Source organism: Kribbella antiqua (assembly GCF_004345665.1).
Taxonomy (GTDB): Bacteria; Actinomycetota; Actinomycetes; order Propionibacteriales; family Kribbellaceae; genus Kribbella; species Kribbella antiqua.
This window is the reverse complement of record NZ_SLWR01000002.1, coordinates 97994-115433: the sequence shown is the minus strand read 5'-3', so window position 1 is coordinate 115433 and position 17440 is coordinate 97994. Positions and strand designations below refer to the sequence as shown.

General features: G+C 68.9%; 15 protein-coding genes. 9 read left to right on the top strand and 6 right to left on the bottom strand.

The annotated features are described in order from the left end of the window. Nucleotides 1–53 precede the first annotated feature (53 nt). Genes EV646_RS06615 through EV646_RS06605 form a run of 3 tightly spaced genes read right to left on the bottom strand, consistent with a single transcriptional unit; the run spans nt 54 to nt 2483 of the window. Nucleotides 54–980, bottom strand: a complete 927-nt coding sequence (locus EV646_RS06615) for a COX15/CtaA family protein (protein WP_132145059.1) — start codon at nt 978–980, stop codon at nt 54–56. Nucleotides 981–999: 19 nt separating this feature from the next. Then, nucleotides 1000–1776 carry an ABC transporter permease gene (locus EV646_RS06610; RefSeq protein ID WP_132145057.1) on the bottom strand — a complete coding sequence of 259 codons (777 nt, stop codon included), beginning with the start codon at nt 1774–1776 and terminating at the stop codon, nt 1000–1002. Continuing rightward, the gene (locus EV646_RS06605) at nt 1773–2483 is read right to left on the bottom strand and encodes an ABC transporter ATP-binding protein (protein WP_132146070.1); all 711 of its coding nucleotides are present in this window, start codon (nt 2481–2483) and stop codon (nt 1773–1775) included. Before EV646_RS06605 ends, EV646_RS06610 begins: the two co-directional genes overlap by 4 nt. 163 nt (nt 2484–2646) lie before the next feature. On the opposite strand from EV646_RS06605, the gene EV646_RS06600 reads away from it, so the two are divergent. Genes EV646_RS06600 through EV646_RS06560 form a run of 9 tightly spaced genes read left to right on the top strand, consistent with a single transcriptional unit; the run spans nt 2647 to nt 9813 of the window. Beyond that, nucleotides 2647–3375 (top strand): helix-turn-helix transcriptional regulator, encoded by a 729-nt coding sequence (locus EV646_RS06600; protein WP_241995487.1) that lies wholly within the window; start codon nt 2647–2649, stop codon nt 3373–3375. After that, nucleotides 3372–4784 carry a Fe-S cluster assembly protein SufB gene (sufB, locus tag EV646_RS06595; protein WP_132145055.1) on the top strand — a complete coding sequence of 471 codons (1413 nt, stop codon included), beginning with the start codon at nt 3372–3374 and terminating at the stop codon, nt 4782–4784. Before EV646_RS06600 ends, sufB begins: the two co-directional genes overlap by 4 nt. Further along, entirely contained in the window at nt 4784–5986 is a 1203-nt protein-coding gene (gene sufD, locus EV646_RS06590) for a Fe-S cluster assembly protein SufD (protein ID WP_132145053.1), read from the top strand. The genes sufB and sufD overlap by 1 nt, the downstream gene beginning before the upstream one ends. Beyond that, nucleotides 5983–6321: a non-heme iron oxygenase ferredoxin subunit gene (locus EV646_RS06585; RefSeq protein ID WP_132145051.1), complete on the top strand. Its 339-nt coding sequence runs from the start codon at nt 5983–5985 to the stop codon at nt 6319–6321. The genes sufD and EV646_RS06585 overlap by 4 nt, the downstream gene beginning before the upstream one ends. A 25-nt stretch (nt 6322–6346) precedes the next feature. Further along, a complete protein-coding gene (sufC, locus tag EV646_RS06580) occupies nt 6347–7108 on the top strand; it encodes a Fe-S cluster assembly ATPase SufC (protein WP_132145049.1) in 762 nt (253 codons plus the stop codon). After that, nucleotides 7105–8364: a cysteine desulfurase gene (locus EV646_RS06575; protein WP_132145047.1), complete on the top strand. Its 1260-nt coding sequence runs from the start codon at nt 7105–7107 to the stop codon at nt 8362–8364. Before sufC ends, EV646_RS06575 begins: the two co-directional genes overlap by 4 nt. 6 nt (nt 8365–8370) lie before the next feature. Further along, a complete protein-coding gene (sufU, locus tag EV646_RS06570) occupies nt 8371–8829 on the top strand; it encodes a Fe-S cluster assembly sulfur transfer protein SufU (protein ID WP_132145045.1) in 459 nt (152 codons plus the stop codon). After that, the gene (locus EV646_RS06565) at nt 8822–9193 is read left to right on the top strand and encodes a metal-sulfur cluster assembly factor (RefSeq protein ID WP_132145043.1); all 372 of its coding nucleotides are present in this window, start codon (nt 8822–8824) and stop codon (nt 9191–9193) included. The genes sufU and EV646_RS06565 overlap by 8 nt, the downstream gene beginning before the upstream one ends. Then, nucleotides 9190–9813 carry an acVLRF1 family peptidyl-tRNA hydrolase gene (locus EV646_RS06560; protein ID WP_158290910.1) on the top strand — a complete coding sequence of 208 codons (624 nt, stop codon included), beginning with the start codon at nt 9190–9192 and terminating at the stop codon, nt 9811–9813. The genes EV646_RS06565 and EV646_RS06560 overlap by 4 nt, the downstream gene beginning before the upstream one ends. On the opposite strand, the gene EV646_RS06555 is transcribed toward EV646_RS06560, so the two are convergent. The 3 genes from EV646_RS06555 to EV646_RS06545 are packed head-to-tail and all read right to left on the bottom strand — an operon-like array spanning nt 9795 to nt 17433. Next, a complete protein-coding gene (locus tag EV646_RS06555; RefSeq protein WP_132145041.1) occupies nt 9795–10349 on the bottom strand; it encodes a hypothetical protein in 555 nt (184 codons plus the stop codon). The genes EV646_RS06560 and EV646_RS06555 overlap by 19 nt on opposite strands. Beyond that, nucleotides 10349–10891, bottom strand: coding sequence for a hypothetical protein (locus EV646_RS38775; RefSeq protein ID WP_158290909.1), 543 nt, complete (start codon nt 10889–10891; stop codon nt 10349–10351). The genes EV646_RS06555 and EV646_RS38775 overlap by 1 nt, the downstream gene beginning before the upstream one ends. After that, nucleotides 10888–17433 carry a hypothetical protein gene (locus EV646_RS06545; protein ID WP_132145039.1) on the bottom strand — a complete coding sequence of 2182 codons (6546 nt, stop codon included), beginning with the start codon at nt 17431–17433 and terminating at the stop codon, nt 10888–10890. The genes EV646_RS38775 and EV646_RS06545 overlap by 4 nt, the downstream gene beginning before the upstream one ends. Nucleotides 17434–17440 lie beyond the last annotated feature (7 nt).

Here is a 17440-nt window from a genome sequence, read left to right as displayed (position 1 = left end):
AGCGACCCGGGGCGTCTGGTCTACTCACCGGACTGGGCGCCTCGGGTCTCCATCTAGGTCGCTGGTGTGCCGCGTTCGCCGTACACCGCTGTGACCAAGGCGATCAGCACTGCGGCGAAGAACATGTGGATCAGCACCAGGCCCCATGGCAGGCCGGTAAAGTACTGCGTGAAGCCGACGGCACCCTGGAGCAGTTCCATCGCCAGCAACCACGCGGCCAGCTTCCGCAGGGTCCGTGAGGTCGCCGTGACCCGGGTCGCGATCACCAGCGCGATCGAGATGCCCAGCAGCGCGAACACCACGTCCGCGTGCAGCTGACTGATCAGCTCCTCGTCGAACCCGTTCCGTCCGGTGTCGGGATCACCCGAGTGCGGCCCGGCTCCGGTCACCAACGTGCCGAGGAAGACAGCCAGCCAGACCGCAGCGACAGAGGCGGTCGCGAGTGCGCGGACCACCGGGGGAGTGTGCGGGTAGGGGCTGGTCCGGGAGCGCCGCATCATCGACACGGTCAGCGTGATGATCACCGGCGACACCAGGAAGTGGGCCGACACGATCCACGGGTTCAGGCCGGTCAGCACGCTGATGCCGCCGATCACCGCCTGCAGCGGGACACCGAGTGCGGCCGCTGTCGCGAGCCGGCGCAGGTCCTTGCGCACCGGCCGGTACCGCATCACCATCAGCCAGGTGCCGATCGCGATCACCGCGACCACGAACCCGAGCATCCGGTTGCCGAACTCGATCGCGCCGTGGATACCGAGCGCGGCGTGCGGCACGTACGACTCGTCCGTGCACGAGGGCCAGGTCGGGCAGCCGAGGCCGGAGCCGGTCAGCCGGACCAGTCCGCCGGTCACCACGATGCCGATGTTCGCCACCACCGAAGCCCAGCCCCAGCGCCGTACGACGTCCAGGCTCGGCTCGGGCACCAGTCGCCAGAATCCGGTGACTGGCTCAGTCTCTTGGGGCGGGGTCTCCGTGCTCATCACCGGGACACTCTAAAGCTCAGTCCCATCGGAACGTTCGGGAGACCAGGTAGCCCAGTACCGCCGCCCAGAGTGCCAGTGACAGCGCTGCGGCCCAGGGGATGACGCCTTCGATGGTCGAGTTGGCGAGTCCGTTGGCCAGCGCGGCACTCGGCAGCACGCGTACGACGCCTTGCATGCCGGCCGGGTATTCGTCGACCGGTGTGAGGACCGCGCCTCCCACCAACAGCAGCAGATAGAGCAGGTTCGCTGCGGCGAGTGTTGCTTCAGCCCGCAGTACTCCGGCCATCAGCAGCCCGAGCGAGGCGAAGGCCGCCGTACCGCACAGAACCACCAGCACCACGCCGACGACAGCGTCGACGCCACCGGCCGGGTTCCAGCCGAGGGCGAACCCGGTCCCGATCAGTACGGCGAGCTGGATGACCTGGACCACCAGCACCGCCCCGATCTTCCCGGCCAGCAGCCCGGTCCGGGACAGGGGAGAGGCGCCGAGCCGCTTGATCACGCCGTAGCGGCGCTCGAAACCGGTCGCGATCGCCAGTGACGTGAAAGAGGACGAGAGGATCGCGAGCGCGAGCACCCGCGGTACGGCCTGATCGATGGCCGGACCGTCGCCGAGCGGAAGCCGGCTGCCCAGGCCGGTGCCGCCCAGGAGCAGCAGGAGGCCGAGCGGGATGACCAGGGCCAGGAGCAGTTGTTCGCCGTTGCGGATGAGGAGCCGGAACTCCATCCGCGAGTGAGCCAGCACCTTGCGGGTCCACGGCGCGCTCCCGGGCCGTGGAGCATAGGTGCTCACCGGGCCTCCCGCTTCGGTGCCGTGAGCTCGAGGAAGACGTCCTCGAGCGACTTCGTGTGATGCTCGGTCAGGGAGTCCGGGGTGCCGGAGGCGATCACCTTGCCCGCGGACACCACGTGGACCTGATCGGACAGCTGCTCCGCCTCGTCCATCGCATGAGTCGTCAGTACGACGGTCACGCCGTCGTCGCGCAGGTCCCGGATCAACTGCCAGATCTCGCGCCGGCCATGCGGGTCGAGCCCGGTCGTCGGCTCGTCCAGGAATGCGATCTCCGGCCGCCCGATGATTGCCAGCGCGAACGAAAGCCGCTGCTTCTGACCACCCGACAACCGCCGGTACGGCGTCCGGCCGCAGCTGCCGAGGTCGAGTCGCTCGACCAGAGCCGGGATGTCGAGGGGGTGCGTGTGCAGGGTGGCGACGTACCGGAGCATCTCGATCGCGCGGACGCCGGACCAGGCGCCGCCCTCCTGGAGCATCACGCCGATCCGCGGCATCAGCTCGTCGTGGTCGGCGATCGGGTCCAGCCCGAGCACCCGGACACGGCCCGAGTCGGGTCGCCGGAAGCCCTCACAGCTCTCCACGGTGGTGGTCTTGCCGGCACCGTTGGGGCCGAGCACGGACGTCACCGTGCCGGCGGCTACGGTGAGACTGAGACCGTCGACCGCGGCCTTCTCGCCGTACCGCACGACGAGGTTGTCGATCTCCACCGCGACTGGCACGGAAGAAGTCTAGGACCGGGCTTACCCGTTCTTCCCCGGGGTCAGGCGGCGTGACGCTGGTCACGAAGGGCTCCCACGCCCCGCGTGACCGCGCGAACCGGTTAGGGGACCCTTATTTGAAGGCCCCGGTGAATTACGCGACACTGATGTTGTGAAAACTCCTGCGACGAACGGACCGGCGCCCGCGGGCGCTGCCGTGACGCGGGACGAGTCCACTCGGGACCGGGTTGCCCGCTCGATCCTGACCAACGGTCCGTCCAGCGCCGCGGTGCTCGCGGAGCGCTTGGAGCTGACCCCGGCGGCGGTCCGCCGGCACCTCGACCACCTGCTCGACGAGGGCCTGGTCGAGGCCCGTGAGGAGCGCGTCTACGGCCCACGTGGCCGCGGCCGCCCCGCGAAGGTCTTCGTGCTGACCGACACCGGCCGGCACGCGTTCCACCAGGCGTACGACGACCTGGCGGCCACAGCGATGCGGTTCATCGCCGAAGCCGGCGGTGAGGAGGCGGTCGCGGAGTTCGCCCGCCGCCGCGTCGCCGAGGTGGAACAGCGGTACCGGGAGCTGGTCGACGCCGCTCCCGAGAGCAACAAGGCCGATGCGCTCGCCCAGGCCCTGACCGCGGACGGCTATGCCGCGTCCACGGCCCAGGCAGCGCACGGCGCCCAGCTGTGCCAGCACCACTGCCCGGTCGCACACGTGGCCGAGCAGTTCCCCCAGCTGTGCGAGGCGGAGACCGAGGTGTTCGCGCGACTCCTCGGTAAGCACGTTCAGCGGCTGGCCACCATCGCCCACGGCGACGGTGTCTGTACGACGCACATCCCCGGCCCCCAGCCGGTTACTGCCCCTGTATCCGACGGCGAATCTGCGAGGACTGCACGATGACGCAAACCGCTCACCCCGAACTGGAAGGCCTCGGCAACTACCAGTACGGCTGGGCCGACTCCGACGCCGCCGGCGCGGTTGCTCAGCGCGGCCTGAGTGAGGACGTGGTGCGAGGAATCTCCACCCTCAAGAACGAGCCGGAGTGGATGCTGGACCTGCGGCTGAAGGGCCTGAAGCTCTTCGACCGCAAGCCGATGCCGTCGTGGGGCGCGGACCTGTCCGGGATCGACTTCGACAACATCAAGTACTTCGTCCGGTCCACCGAGAAGCAGGCCACCTCCTGGGAGGAGCTGCCGCCGGACATCAAGAACACCTACGACAAGCTGGGCATCCCGGAGGCGGAGAAGCAGCGCCTGGTCGCCGGTGTCGCGGCGCAGTACGAGTCCGAGGTCGTCTACCACCAGATCCGCGAGGACCTGGAGGCCCAGGGCGTCATCTTCCTGGACACCGACACCGGCCTGAAGGAGCACCCGGAGCTCTTCAAGGAGTACTTCGGCTCCGTCATCCCGGTCGGCGACAACAAGTTCGCCTCGCTGAACACCGCGGTCTGGTCCGGCGGCTCGTTCATCTACGTCCCCAAGGGCGTCAAGGTGGACATCCCGCTGCAGGCGTACTTCCGGATCAACACCGAGAACATGGGCCAGTTCGAGCGGACCCTGATCATCGTCGACGAGGACGCCTACGTGCACTACGTCGAGGGTTGTACGGCGCCGATCTACAAGTCCGACTCGCTGCACTCAGCGGTGGTCGAGATCATCGTGAAGAAGGGCGCCCGCTGCCGCTACACGACGATCCAGAACTGGTCGAACAACGTCTACAACCTGGTCACCAAGCGCGCCACCTGCGAGGCCGGCGCGACGATGGAGTGGATCGACGGCAACATCGGTTCCAAGGTGACGATGAAGTACCCGGCCGTCTACCTGATGGGCGAGCACGCCAAGGGCGAGACCCTGTCGGTCGCGTTCGCCGGCGAGGGCCAGCACCAGGACGCCGGCTCCAAGATGGTGCACAACGCGCCGTACACCTCCAGCTCGATCGTGTCGAAGTCCGTCGCCCGCGGTGGCGGCCGGACGTCGTATCGGGGTCTGGTCGAGGTGGCGCCGGGGTCGCACCACAGCAAGTCCACGGTGCGCTGTGACGCGCTGCTGGTCGACACCATCAGCCGCTCCGACACCTACCCGTACGTCGACGTCCGCGAGGACGACGTGGCGATGGGACACGAGGCGACCGTGTCCAAGGTCAGCGACGACCAGCTCTTCTACCTGATGAGCCGGGGCATGGCCGAGGACGAGGCGATGGCGATGATCGTCCGCGGCTTCATCGAGCCGATCGCCCGCGAGCTCCCGATGGAGTACGCGCTGGAACTGAACCGACTGATCGAGCTGCAGATGGAAGGGGCCGTCGGCTGATGACCGCGAGCGAAACCCTGGTTGCCACCGGCAATCGGGCGCACTCCCACGGGCCGGGTTCGCCGGTCCCGCTCCAGGCCCGGAATGAGCGGCCGACGTCGTACGACGTGGCCGACTTCGCGGTGCCGAACGGGCGCGAGGAGGAGTGGCGCTTCACCCCGGTCAAGGCCCTCAAGGCGCTGTTCGCCGACGAGGCCGGCACCGAGACCCCGAAGATCGACGCGTCCGGCCCGGACGGAGTCGTGTTCGAGACCGTCGCGGCCGACTCGCTGAAGGTCGGCAAGCCGCAGGACCGGTCGGCGGCCGTCGCCTGGAACCACGCGGCCGAGGCGCTGGCGGTGCGGATCCCGGTCGAGGCCGAGCTGATCGAGCCCGTGCACGTGAATGTCGCGAGCCTCGGTGCCCGCGGCTTCAGCCACCTGATCGTCGACGCCGGCCGGCACAGCCGCGCCACCGTGATCATCGACCACACCGGCGCCGGTGAGCTCGGCAGCAACGTCGAGATCGTCGCCGGCGACGGCGCTGAGCTGCGGGTGGTCAGCATCCAGCAGGCCGACCATGAGTCGATCCACCTCGCGCAGCATGACGCGCTGGTCGGCCGCGACGCCAAGCTCCACCACGTCGTCGTCACGCTCGGCGGCAAGGTCGTCCGGATCGCCACGAACGTCCGGTACGCCGGGCCTGGCGGCGATGCGGAACTGCTCGGCGTCTACTTCGCCGAGTCGGGCCAGCACCACGAGAACCGGCTGTTCGTCGACCACGAGGCGACGCACTGCAAGAGCAACGTGCTCTACAAGGGTGCGCTGGCCGGCGACAACGCGCGCTCGGTGTGGATCGGCGATGTGCTGATCCGGGCCGCGGCCGAAGGCACCGACACCTTCGAACTGAACCGCAACCTGGTCCTGACCGATGGCGCTCGCGCCGACTCGGTGCCGAACCTGGAGATCGAGACCGGCGAGATCGAGGGCGCCGGTCACGCGTCCGCGACCGGCCGCTTCGACGACGAGCAGCTGTTCTACCTGCAGGCCCGCGGCATCCCCGAGGACGCGGCCCGGCGGCTGGTGGTGTCCGGCTTCTTCAACGACATCATCGGCAAGATCGGCGTGCCCGAGGTGGCCGAGCACCTGCACGAGGTGATCGAAGAGAAGCTCGCGCGGGCCGCGGAGTTGAGCGCGTCCGCCAAGGCGGTCATCGGCCAGTGAGCGACACGTTCGAGCGCGCCTGCGCCGTCACCGACGTACCGGACGAAGGAGTCGTCCCGGTCGAGGTCGGCGGCGTCGAGGTCGCGGTCGTGAAGAGCGAGGGACAGTTCTTCGCGGTGCGGGACGAGTGCTCGCACGCGCAGATCCAGCTGTCCGAGGGTGACGTCGGCGAGTGCGAGATCGAGTGCTGGCTGCACGGGTCCCGCTTCGACCTCCGCACCGGCGAGCCGACCAGCTTGCCCGCGTACGACCCGGTGCCGGTCTACCCGGTCCGGCTGGACGGCGACGACGTACTCGTCGATGTGAAGAACCCTCTCAACCAGGCATCCCTGTAAACCAGACGGAGATAGAAGAAACCTCATGGCGACACTCGAGATCCGCGACCTGCACGTGTCGGTCGACACCGAGAACGGCCCGAAGCAGATCCTGCGCGGCGTCAACCTGACCATCAGCGGTGGCCAGACGCACGCGATCATGGGCCCGAACGGTTCCGGCAAGTCCACGCTGGCGTACTCGATCGCCGGCCACCCGAAGTACAACATCACCAGTGGCACCGTCACGCTCGACGGCGAGGACGTGCTGGACATGACCGTCGACGAGCGCGCCAGGGCCGGCCTGTTCCTGGCGATGCAGTACCCGGTCGAGGTGCCGGGCGTGTCGGTGGCGAACTTCCTCCGGACGGCGAAGACCGCGATCGACGGCGAGGCGCCGAAGCTGCGCACCTGGGTCAAGGACGTGAACACCGCCCTGGCCGACCTGGAGATGGACCCCGAGTTCGCCCAGCGCAACGTCAACGAGGGCTTCTCCGGTGGTGAGAAGAAGCGGCACGAGATCGTCCAGCTGGAGCTGCTGAAGCCGAAGATCGCGATCCTCGACGAGACCGACTCCGGCCTCGACATCGACGCGCTGAAGGTCGTGTCGACCGGCGTCAACCGGTTCGCGTCGCAGGGCGACAAGGGTGTGCTGCTGATCACCCACTACACGCGGATCCTGCGCTACATCAAGCCGGACTTCGTGCACGTGTTCGTGGACGGCCGGGTCGCCGAAGAGGGCGGACCGGAGCTGGCCGAAGAGCTCGAGGCGAACGGCTACGAGCGGTTCCTGAAGGCAGGCGCGAAGTGACCAACGCCCGGACCACATTCAGCAGTCCGCTGGACCTGCAATCGGTCCGGGCGGACTTTCCCATCCTGTCTCGCGAGCTCGCGAACGGGTTCCCGCTGGTCTACCTGGACTCGGCCAACTCCTCGCAGAAGCCGCGCCACGTGGTCCAGGCGCTCGAGGACCACTACCTGAAGCACAACGCGAACGTCGCCCGGGCCATGCACCAGCTCGGTGCCGAGGCGACCGCGGCGTACGAGGGCGGCCGGGACAAGGTCGCCGCCTTCATCGGTGCTCCGAGTCGCGACGAGATCGTCTTCACCAAGAACGCCTCCGAGGCGCTCAACCTCGCCGCGCACACGCTCGGTGCGTCGCTGAAGCCGGGCGATGTCGTGGTGATCTCCGAGATGGAGCACCACAGCAACATCGTCCCGTGGCAGCTGGCTTGTGAGCGGACCGGCGCGGAGCTGAAGTGGTTCGGCGTGACCGAAGAGGGCCGGCTCGACCTGAGCAACATCGACGAGCTGATCACCGAGAACACCAAGATCGTCTCGCTGACCTGGGTCTCGAACGCGCTCGGCACGATCAACCCGATCACCGACATCGCCGCCAAGGCCCACGCGGTCGGCGCGACTGTCGTCGTCGACGCGTCGCAGGCGGTGCCGCAGTTCCCGGTCGACGTGTCAACGCTGGGTGCGGACCTGCTCGCGTTCACCGGCCACAAGGTGGTCGGCCCGACAGGCATCGGTGTGCTCTGGGGCCGGTACGAGCTGCTCGCCGAGCTGCCGCCGTTCCTCGGTGGCGGCGAGATGATCGAGGTCGTCCGGATGACCGGTTCGACGTACGCCGCTCCGCCGGCCAGGTTCGAAGCCGGTACGCCGCCGATCGCGCAAGCGGTCGGGCTCGGTGCGGCCGTGGACTACCTGTCCGGGATCGGGATGGACAAGATCGCCGCGCACGAGCACGCGATCGTCGAGTACGCGCTCGAGGGCCTGAAAACCGTTCCAGGGTTGACGATTCTCGGCCCGACCGAGGCGGCTGACCATGGCGGCGCGATCAGCTTCGAGCTGGATGGCGTACACCCGCACGACGTGGCGACCGTGCTGGACACCCGCGGGATCGCTGTCCGCGCCGGGCATCACTGTGCGCGGCCGGTGCACGAGCGGTTCGGCGTACAGTCCTCGACGCGGGCGTCCTTCTACCTCTACACGACGCCGGAGGAGGTCGAGGCGCTGGTCGACGGTCTCGGCTTCGTCCGTTCTTTCTTCAAGGTGGCCTGACGTCTCATGCAGCTTGACTCGCTGTACCAGGAGATCATCCTGGACCACTACCGCAGCCCGCACCACGCGGGTCTCGCGGAGCCGTACGACGTGGAGGTGCACCACGTGAACCCGTCCTGCGGGGACGAGGTCACGCTCCGGGTCGAGCTCGACGGCGACACCGTCACCGGTGTGACGCACGAGAGCGTCGGCTGCTCGATCAGTCAGGCCGCGACCTCGGTGATGACGGATCTGGTGATCGGCAAGCCGGTCGCCGAAGGCATGGCGACGTACGAGAAGTTCCTCGAGCTGATGCAGGGCCGGGGGAATGTCGAACCGGACGAAGAGGTTCTGGAGGACGGCGTCGCGTTTGCCGGCGTCGCGCAGTTCCCGGCCCGGGTGAAGTGTGCGCTGCTGGGCTGGTCGGCCTGGCGGGACGCGACCGCCCAGGCTCTCGCGCGTACAGGAGGAGTGAGCAATGGCTGACCAGACCGACGAGAAGATCGAGCTGCCCGAGGTCGACCTGGCGGCGGGCTCGACTCCCGCTGACGTCGAGGATGTGACCGAGGCGCTGAAGGACGTCGTCGACCCCGAGCTCGGCATCAACGTGGTCGACCTGGGCCTGATCTACGGCATCACCGTCGACGACACCAGCACGGCGATCATCGACATGACGCTGACGTCCGCGGCCTGCCCGCTGACCGACGTGATCGAGGATCAGACCCGGATGGCCCTGGACGGCCTGGTCAACGACTTCCGGATCAACTGGGTCTGGATGCCGCCGTGGGGCCCGGAAAAGATCACCGACGACGGCCGCGACCAGCTGCGGGCTCTCGGCTTCAACGTGTGAGACGCGTCGTCTCGGTAGCGCCGGAACGGCTGGACAAATGGCTGACCGGCTTCGCCGAACGCCATGGCTCGGTCGAGTACGACGTCACGCCGACGACGCTCACCGCATCAGCCGAAGACGGGTCGACGGCTGTGGTCGATATACCGTTCGCGCCGCTGACTGACCTGACCCCGGAAGGCGTCATCAAGCACGTCCTGGCTGAGCATCGCCTAGGCGTCCTCCTGGTACGTCGCGGCGGCTACGGTGCCGGCGTGTTCGTAGGCGCGAAACTCACGGACTCCAAGGTCGGCTCTCGCCATGTGCAGGGGACGACCAAGGCCGGCGGCTGGTCGCAGCAGCGGTACGCGCGGCGTCGTGACAACCAGGCGCGTGAGGCTTTCGCGGCTGCGACCGAGGTCGCCGTACGGATTCTGGCGCCGGCACGGCTGGATGCGCTCGTCTGTGGGGGAGACCGTCGCGCCGTCGACACGGTGCTGGAGGATCCGCGGCTGAAGGATCTGCTCGGGCTTGTGCGGCCGCCGTTTCTCGGCGTACCGGATCCGAAGCAGAAGGTTTTGGAGCAGGCCGGCGCCGATGCTCGCGCGATCCGGATCGCGGTGACTCAGGAAGATTCGCCGTAGAGGAGGCGGAAGTCCTCCAGGGTGCCGGTGTAGTACTCGTGGTCGTCGGTGAGTTGTGCGCGGGTGATGCGCTGCGGCTGCTCGCGCTGGAGCTGGACGCCGAGATCCGACCAGAACGCGTCGTCCGGCAGCCGGTCCGCGTCCTCGGGCAGGAACTTGATCGCCTCGCCGACCGCCTCCGCCGCGAACTGCCAGTTCAGCTCGACCGTCCTCCGATCCTGGCCGGGCTCGCCGGTGTAGGCGAGGTCCGCGTCGAGCGCCCGCCGGGCATAGGTGCCGGCGATCAGGATCCATTGCCCGGCGTCGACCAGCTGCGAGACGCCGAGACCGAAGATGACGCCGAGAGTCCGGGCCGCGTGCTCGGACGCATACGGTACGGCGAGGTCGCTGAGCTCGGAGTGGACCGTCCAGGCTTCCTCGCCCTCGGTCAGCGACGTCTCCGGCGGACCGGGCCGGGCCGCGTCCGGGGCGTCATCTGCCGCGGCCAGCAGGCTCAGGTAGGTCTGCGCCTCGGCCAGAGTCCTCGCGGTCAGCATCAATTCGCTCCTGTATCCCGATAGCTGTCACGGACGACGAGCAGTCGCTCCAACCGGAACCTACCCGGTTCGGCGTCCAGCGTCGCACGCCCCTCGCCGGTCCAGAAGGCATCGTCCGGTACGACGTCCGCGCCTGGCGGGATGAACTTCACGACCTCCTCCACCGCCGCCCGCGCCACCGACATCACCGCCCGCGCCGCCTCGGACCGGTCATCCACCCCCACCGATCCGGCCGCCCGATCAGCCACCGCCAGCCACTGCCCGGCATCGAGCAATTCGGACGCCTCAGGCCCCCCGAAGTTCGGAAACGGCCCCGGCGTCTCCCGCTCCGGCAACCCGAACAGATACTCCCGCGAAGCCCCACACCCCGGGCACTCGCCGGCGTAACTGATCACCAGCGATCCCTCAACGTGCGCGAGCCCGTCCTCCCACGAGGTCTCGACGGTCCCGCAGTCCGGGCAAGGCGTGAGCTCCAAATACAGCAACACCTCATCCCGAGTCCGCGCAATCGCGTAAGGCGGGTCGTACGGCTCCTCGTTCATTGAATAACTATCCCAGCCGAGGACATGCCGGCGGCGGTACCGCGCTGGTCTTTGGCGCCGTCGGACTCGGGCTGGGCCGTGGCGTGCTTCAGGGTGGAGTCGGCGTGGGTCAGGACGGCGGCTGGGATTCCCTGTTGCTGGAGGGCTTCGACGACGGCGCCGCTGAAGCGGCCGTTGCGTACGCCGGAGTCGTAGAGCTGCTGTAGGTCAACCCGGCCCTCCGCCAGCAGGGCGAGTCGCGGGTGCAGGGTTGCGAAGGCCTTGGCGAATCCCTCGTTGCCGGGGCAGGTCATGGTGCCGTCGGGGATGGCGATGTACACCTGCTTGCTGCCGTCCTGCCCGCGCAGGGTGAGCCGCACCTCGACCCCGTCGTGGCGCGCCTGGGCCAGTGCCTCGACGAGCGGCCGGTACGGGTGCTGGTCGTCCTGGACGCCGTTCACCTTGACGGTCCGGACCTTCGCAGGCTTGGGCGCCTTCGTGTGGTCCCAGTCGCGCAGCGGGGGCACTCCGGCCTCCATCCGGGCGAGCATCGCGTCGTACTCGTGCCGGAACATGGTCAGATACGCCTCGCCGGTGGCGGCGCGGTGCACGGTGTCGCTGCGCTCGACTTTGGGCCGGCCGCGCCGGTCGACTGCGCGTCGCTCGACGTCGAGGTGGTAGTCGACGTTCACCTTGACCGTGACCACCTGACCGGATTCGTAGCCACCGGTCTCGTGCCGTGCCCCGACCGTGCCGGTGTCCTTCTCGGTGACCTGCTCGCCGGTGGACATGCCGGCCTTGATGCCGGTCGCCGGGTCGGTGCCGCCGACGCTGTTGCTGGTGGGGAGCAGCCGGTTGCTCTTGCTGGTCAGCATGGTGGCCCGCAGTTCGCGGGTGTTCTCGCCCATCTGGACGGTGCTCTCGTCGTCCGGGTCCGAGATCAGTTCGAGGCCGGAGACCTCGGCGCGGACGCGGACCGCGACGGTTCGCGAGGAGTGCCCAGGGACCGCCAGCGGAACCAGCTCATGACCCGATCCGGCCATCTCCGCGAACGCCGTCGCACGGGTCGAGCCGCCGAGGATGTTCTCCAGCTGGGTCCGGTGCAGCTGCACCCCTGCCGCTGTCAGCATGTCGCGCCGGCTGAGGCGGCTGTAGACGGCGTTGAAGAGGTTGTTGACCGGCTGCTGGCCGGTCAGGTACGGCTGGGTGCCCTCCACGATGTAGTTGGCGGGCAGCGTGATCGCCCGGTGGTCGGTCTCCCCAGGAAGTTCCTGCGGTCTCGCGTTGATCACCGACCGCGGGACGAGCATCGACATCCGCCCGTTCGACTCGCGCCGCGTCGGCTTCGGCGCCGACCGCAGCCGGCCGACGGTCTGGGCCGCCTTGCCCCGGGTCGCGCTCGGTGCCTCCTCGATCTCGACGATCACCCGGTAGTCCCGCTCGACCCGTCGGGTGTTGAGCCAGAACGCCTCGTTGATCCGGGTGTTCTGCTCGCTGGTGGTCGCGGTGGTCGACGTACTGACGTTCGTGTTCAGCCCGGCGGACGCGCCCGCGGTTTCCGTGGCCGCCGCACCGGCCTGGACGCCGTACGACCTGGTGGCGGTCGCGCTGCGGCTCTGCTCGCGGAACTTCCACATCTGCACGAAGTTGTAGGCGTTCTCGGTCTCGCTCGGAGTCCCGCCTTCGGTCGTGACCGGGCCGTCGTACACGACCCGGATCCGCACCTTGAGATTGCGGGACGTGCCGACCGGGTACTCCCGGACGAAGCCACTGGGGTCGAGCATGTCCTCCATGTGACCGCGCCAATGCGCCCCGGCGAGATCACCGCGCAGGGCCTGATCGAGTACGGCGTCGTCCAGAGCGCCGGGGGAGTGCTGCTCGATGGCGGTCCGGACTTCGCGCAGCATGTCGGTGTCGTTGCCGTCGAGGTCCTGCAACCACGTACGGTCGATGACGGCCGCACCCATGGTGGTGTCGTAGTGCCGCGGCAGCCCGACCTCGACGCGCTGCCGGGTCACCTCTTCGGCGGCGCGGACGACCTCGTCGAAGGACTCGTTCGGGGCCTTCTGCAGATCCGCCAGACCACGCAGGTAGTCAGCGAGCCGCTCGTCGGTGTGCGTCGCCGCGAGGCCTTCGGTGACGAGTGCCTTCTCGACCTGATAGCGCCGGATCAGCGCGGTCGTCGTACGCCGGGGAAGGCTGAGATTCCCGTCCAGGAGGCGTTCGACGGCATCGGACACCTTCGCCAGCGGCAGGTCGAGCTTTTCCTGCCCGTACGAGCGCAATGCATCCCGCTCCGGCAGGGTGAGGACGATCGAGCCGTTCTCCAGCGGGATCTTGCGCGGCTCGGCACCACTGGCCCGAAGCTCCGCCTCGAACACGAGGTCGCCCCAGAACTGGTAGTGCTGCCCGTCCCGCATCAACGTCCGCTCGACCGCACCCATGTTGGTCTCGGTACTCGCGGCGGACCTGCTGCCGGAGCGGCTCACGCCGGCCGATCCACTGAACGAGCTGCCGTCGGCCTCGGCGACGCCGGTGCCGCCGTCGATGCCCGCCGTGTTGCCGGTGGAGACGCCTGAGGTGCTGCTCGAGCTGCCGATGGCGATGTTGAGGTCGGCAAGGATCGGGTGAGCGCTGCCGATGTATTTGAGGTTCTCGACCCGGGTGGAGACGCTCAGGGCGGACTGTCGCGGGGCCAGACCGCGCTGCGCGATCGCCTGCAGCGGGTCGGACGGCGCCGGACTGACGATCGCGTTGGTGCGGTACTCCGAGGTGAGCAGCTCCGGCCGGGTGACGAGGTTCCGTACGCCGAGGAACGCGCTGAGGTGATGCAGCGCCGAGCTGTCGCCGCGAGCGAGCTCCGGCACCTCGGCGACCAGACGGCTCACCGGATCGCCGGGATCGAGGTGCTGGAATGTTGCCGTCTGCAACAACTCCGGATCGACCCGGCCGGCGATCGACAGCGACGGCTGCTCGCCCAGGTCGCAGAACTCCTTCTCGATGCCGACCTTCGCGCTGCCGTGCTCGACCGCGATCGGGGCGGAGTCGCCGGCCTCGGTGACCTCGGTGACGGTGATCGTGTGCGGGATCTCGAACTCGGCGACCTCTGAGGTGCTTTCCGACAGCGACATCCGCCAGAGCGAGCTGCCGGTGGCCCAGTTGAAGAACCGGCCGAGCGAGGAGCGGCCGTAGCTGGCGCCGAGGTCCGGCGTCGAGCCCGACTGACCCGCACCGGGGCTGTTGCTGAACCCGAACCTGGTCGACCACGGCAGGCTCTTGGACCGCCCGCCGGACCGGCCGAACGAGTTCGAGCCGATGTCGACGTTGACGACCATGTCGCTGCTGGTGACCCGCGGCGGCTTCACCTGGTCGAGGTGCTGGTCGACCTTGATCCGGTAGGTGTGCGCCTCGGACGCGATCCCGGGGCGGTTCCCGGCAAGCTCGACGGTGCGGTGCTTGGTGAGCTTGAACAGCAGCCCGCTCTGCGCTGCGGCGTCGTACCCGCTCTCGAGCCGGTGCTTGGTGACCTGCTGGCAGACCCGTTGGTAGTTCTCCAGCTGGCTGGCGACCAGGGCATCATCCTGGCCGGGCCGCTCCCGGATCCACTCGTGCATCAGTAGCCGGCCGGTCTCGGGGTCGATCGGCGGGATCAGCTCGTGGTCGGCGAGGTGGACGAGCAGCTTGCGCAGCGCTTTGTCGGCGCCCTTGAAGTCCCGGATCAGCGCCGGTCCCGCACCGCGCAGCTGGCCCGTGCCGTTGCCCATCCAGACGGGCAGGCCGATTTTCTCCAGGGTCGGCTGCGGGTCGCTCCGCAGCAGCAGCTCGCCGTCGGACGTGCGGTGCGGCTTGCCGTCGGCCTTCCGAACGAGGGCCTCGGCCGGCACCGGGCAGCCGTAGCGGAAGGCGTCCCGCTCCAGCATCCGCAGGAACGCGTCGCCTTTGCCCTCGACCGTGAAGGAGTCGTCACCGTCGAGCTGGTGGACGGTGAGCTTGTGCACCATCCGCATCTTGACGCCGAGCGTGGGCGCCAGCCGCATGGTGCTCCAGCGGCTGCCCTGGTCGGCCGCGGCCATCCCGTCCTCGCGGCCGGTGTTACGTCCGGCTCTGATTCCCGGACCGACGTCCCAGCTCGACGTACCGACGTCGGACAGGGCCGTACCGGGGTAGCTGAGGGTGCCCGCGACCGAGTTGGAGGTGGCGAACGTCTGGCCGCCGGAGGCGGTGGTGTAACCGACGCGCCACAACTCCAGCTTGTGCTCGGGAGAGCTGTCGCTGAGCAGTTCGAACGTTTCGTAGACCGGGAACGACTCCAGCTGGGCGTAGGCGACGGCGCGGCCGCCGTTGGTGATGAGCCGGCCGATGCCGCCCGGACGGGTCGACTCGTCCAGCCGGATCATCCCGTCCTCGACGATCAGACCGCGGAGCTGGTCGTGGCCGACCCGATCGAGTGAGCCGAGTCGTTGCGTCAGGCCCGCGACCGCTTGATCAGCGAGATCGCCGAGCCCGTCGACCCGGGAGGCCATGTGCTCGGGGAGGTCGGTACTGCGCTCGTCGATCAGGCCGAGGTCGGCCAGGCTGACAGTCTCGGCCGGCGGGCCGACGGTGTAGCTGTGGCTGTAGCCGAGGTCGAGGGTGCTCGCGTCGTGCGGCGCGCCCAGGGCGACGACCTTGGTCTCGGACCACGGGCCGGTCGCGGACGTCCGCATCCGCCAGCGCCACCGCGGCCGCGTCGACCGGTACCGGAGGATCTCGCCGCGGAGCGCTTCGACCGCGCCGGTCTGGGCGAACTCCGTCGCGCCGCCGTTGACACTGTGACTGCGCCCGACCGCGAACTCGACGCCGGGGTTGACGAGGTGGGAGAGAGCCTTGAGCTTGCTCGAGTCGGGAAACGCCGCCATCGCGGTCTTGAGGTTGCCGCCGCCGCTGAGGCCGAGCGTGTCCGTCGCCGTCGTCGCGATGTTGTACCCGCCCTGCACCACCTGGCCGAGCTGACCCTCGTCGAACTTGACCGGGCTGTCGAGAACCTCGTGCAGCTCGCCCACATCGAGACTGAACTCGAATTGCGTCAGCTCGTCGACGTTCGCCGACGGGTCGTTCCCGATCGTCAGCACGAACCCGCCCGGCGACATCGTCCGCCGGAGCTCCGCGCGGAGGGTGCGATGCAGGAAGTCCGGAGTGAACTCGTAGGGGTTCTCCTCCTTCTTCAGCGCGATGTTGAGGTCTTCGCAGAGTTCAGTCAGGTGTGGCAGCCGTCCCGACGGCAGCGGGTTGTGCCGCACGTCCTCCGACGGCAGCGCTGCGTCCACAGCTGTCTTGTACGCATCGACCCGCTCTCTGGCCGACTGCGTCAGTACGGCGAACTCCCGGCTAGGCGCGAGGCCACTGGCCTCCAGCGCGTCCAGCTCGGTCAACAGCGACTGGTAAGCCTCGCGAGCGTCGTCTGCGCGCTGCGCCGCCGTAGTGCAAGCCGCAGCGATCGCAGTGTGCCGCCCTGCCATCGCGAGCTTGTTGGCGGCGTGGACGCGCAGCGTGCGGGCCCGCTCAGGCGCGGCGGAGTCCTTGAAGCGCTCCTGCTCGTCGGCGTCGCGCAGGTCATCAGCAGCGTCCTGAGTGGCGTTGGCTGCGCTGTTGGTCCGGGTATCGGCGCGAGTGGTCTGGTCGGCGGCTCCCCGCTCGAGCGCGGCGATCTGACGGCGGATCTGCTCCCGCAGGTCGGAGTACGGCGTCTGTGGCGGCAGCTCGGGCGTGACGACCTGCCGGCCGAGCCAGGGCAGGACCGGCATCGGCTGGCCGCTGCGGCGAATGTTCTCAGCGAGAGTGGCCAGATCCAGCTCGACGAAGCCGATCTCCCTGGCGCCCTGTCCCTGCCGCGTCTGCTGCCATTCACGGCTCAGCTCACGGAACTCGTCGTACTGCGCCTCGACTTGACGGCTGCGACCTTCGTGGCGGCTGCCGAACGCGTACTGGAGCCGGCCGGCCAAGCCGGCTTGGCCGTTACCCCTGCGGTGCCGGCCCCCGACCTGACGCCGAGCACGTGCGGGCGCAGGGACTGCCTGGGCCCGGGCCACGGTCTCCGCCTGGCGGCCGATGGACAACGCGGCCTCGACCAGCTCGGTCGCTGGTGTCCTGCCCTCGGTCCGCTCCTCCGCGCGCTCGGCCGCCAGTCGCCGTACGGACGTTTCGGTGGTGAGCTGGTTGCCTTCCAGAACCGTCCGGAGCATCCGCTGGGTTTCGGCCCGCATCGAGTCGGACAGCTCCGGCACGTCGAGCAGAGTGTCGAGCGCCTGCGTCGCACTGTCGACCGGGGAGTCACCTCGATCGAGCTCCGCACCGAGCAGGGCGACGGCCTCGACGACGAGCTCCTCGTCGGTGGCCCTCCGCCGCGCCAGCCTCTCCTCCAGCCGGCGTACGACGTCCTGGTCGAGCTGCTCGCGGGAGTTCGCCAGCAGGATCCGGCCGTCACTGAGCGCGAGCGCGTCCGGGGCGATCATGCCGAGCGCGAGGCCGATCGCGGCCCGCGCGCGCAAGCGTGGATCGCTGGTGGAGATGGCGGGAGTCGTCAAACCCGTA

What these genes read in the sequence shown, in the direction of transcription:
- EV646_RS06615 (WP_132145059.1), bottom strand. Translation starts at nt 980, where the DNA reads ATGAGCACGGAGACCCCGCCCCAAGAGACTGAGCCAGTCACCGGATTC.
- sufB (WP_132145055.1), top strand. Translation starts at nt 3,372, where the DNA reads ATGACGCAAACCGCTCACCCCGAACTGGAAGGCCTCGGCAACTACCAG.
- sufD (WP_132145053.1), top strand. Translation starts at nt 4,784, where the DNA reads ATGACCGCGAGCGAAACCCTGGTTGCCACCGGCAATCGGGCGCACTCC.
- sufC (WP_132145049.1), top strand. Translation starts at nt 6,347, where the DNA reads ATGGCGACACTCGAGATCCGCGACCTGCACGTGTCGGTCGACACCGAG.
- sufU (WP_132145045.1), top strand. Translation starts at nt 8,371, where the DNA reads ATGCAGCTTGACTCGCTGTACCAGGAGATCATCCTGGACCACTACCGC.
- EV646_RS06565 (WP_132145043.1), top strand. Translation starts at nt 8,822, where the DNA reads ATGGCTGACCAGACCGACGAGAAGATCGAGCTGCCCGAGGTCGACCTG.
- EV646_RS06555 (WP_132145041.1), bottom strand. Translation starts at nt 10,349, where the DNA reads ATGCTGACCGCGAGGACTCTGGCCGAGGCGCAGACCTACCTGAGCCTG.
- EV646_RS38775 (WP_158290909.1), bottom strand. Translation starts at nt 10,891, where the DNA reads ATGAACGAGGAGCCGTACGACCCGCCTTACGCGATTGCGCGGACTCGG.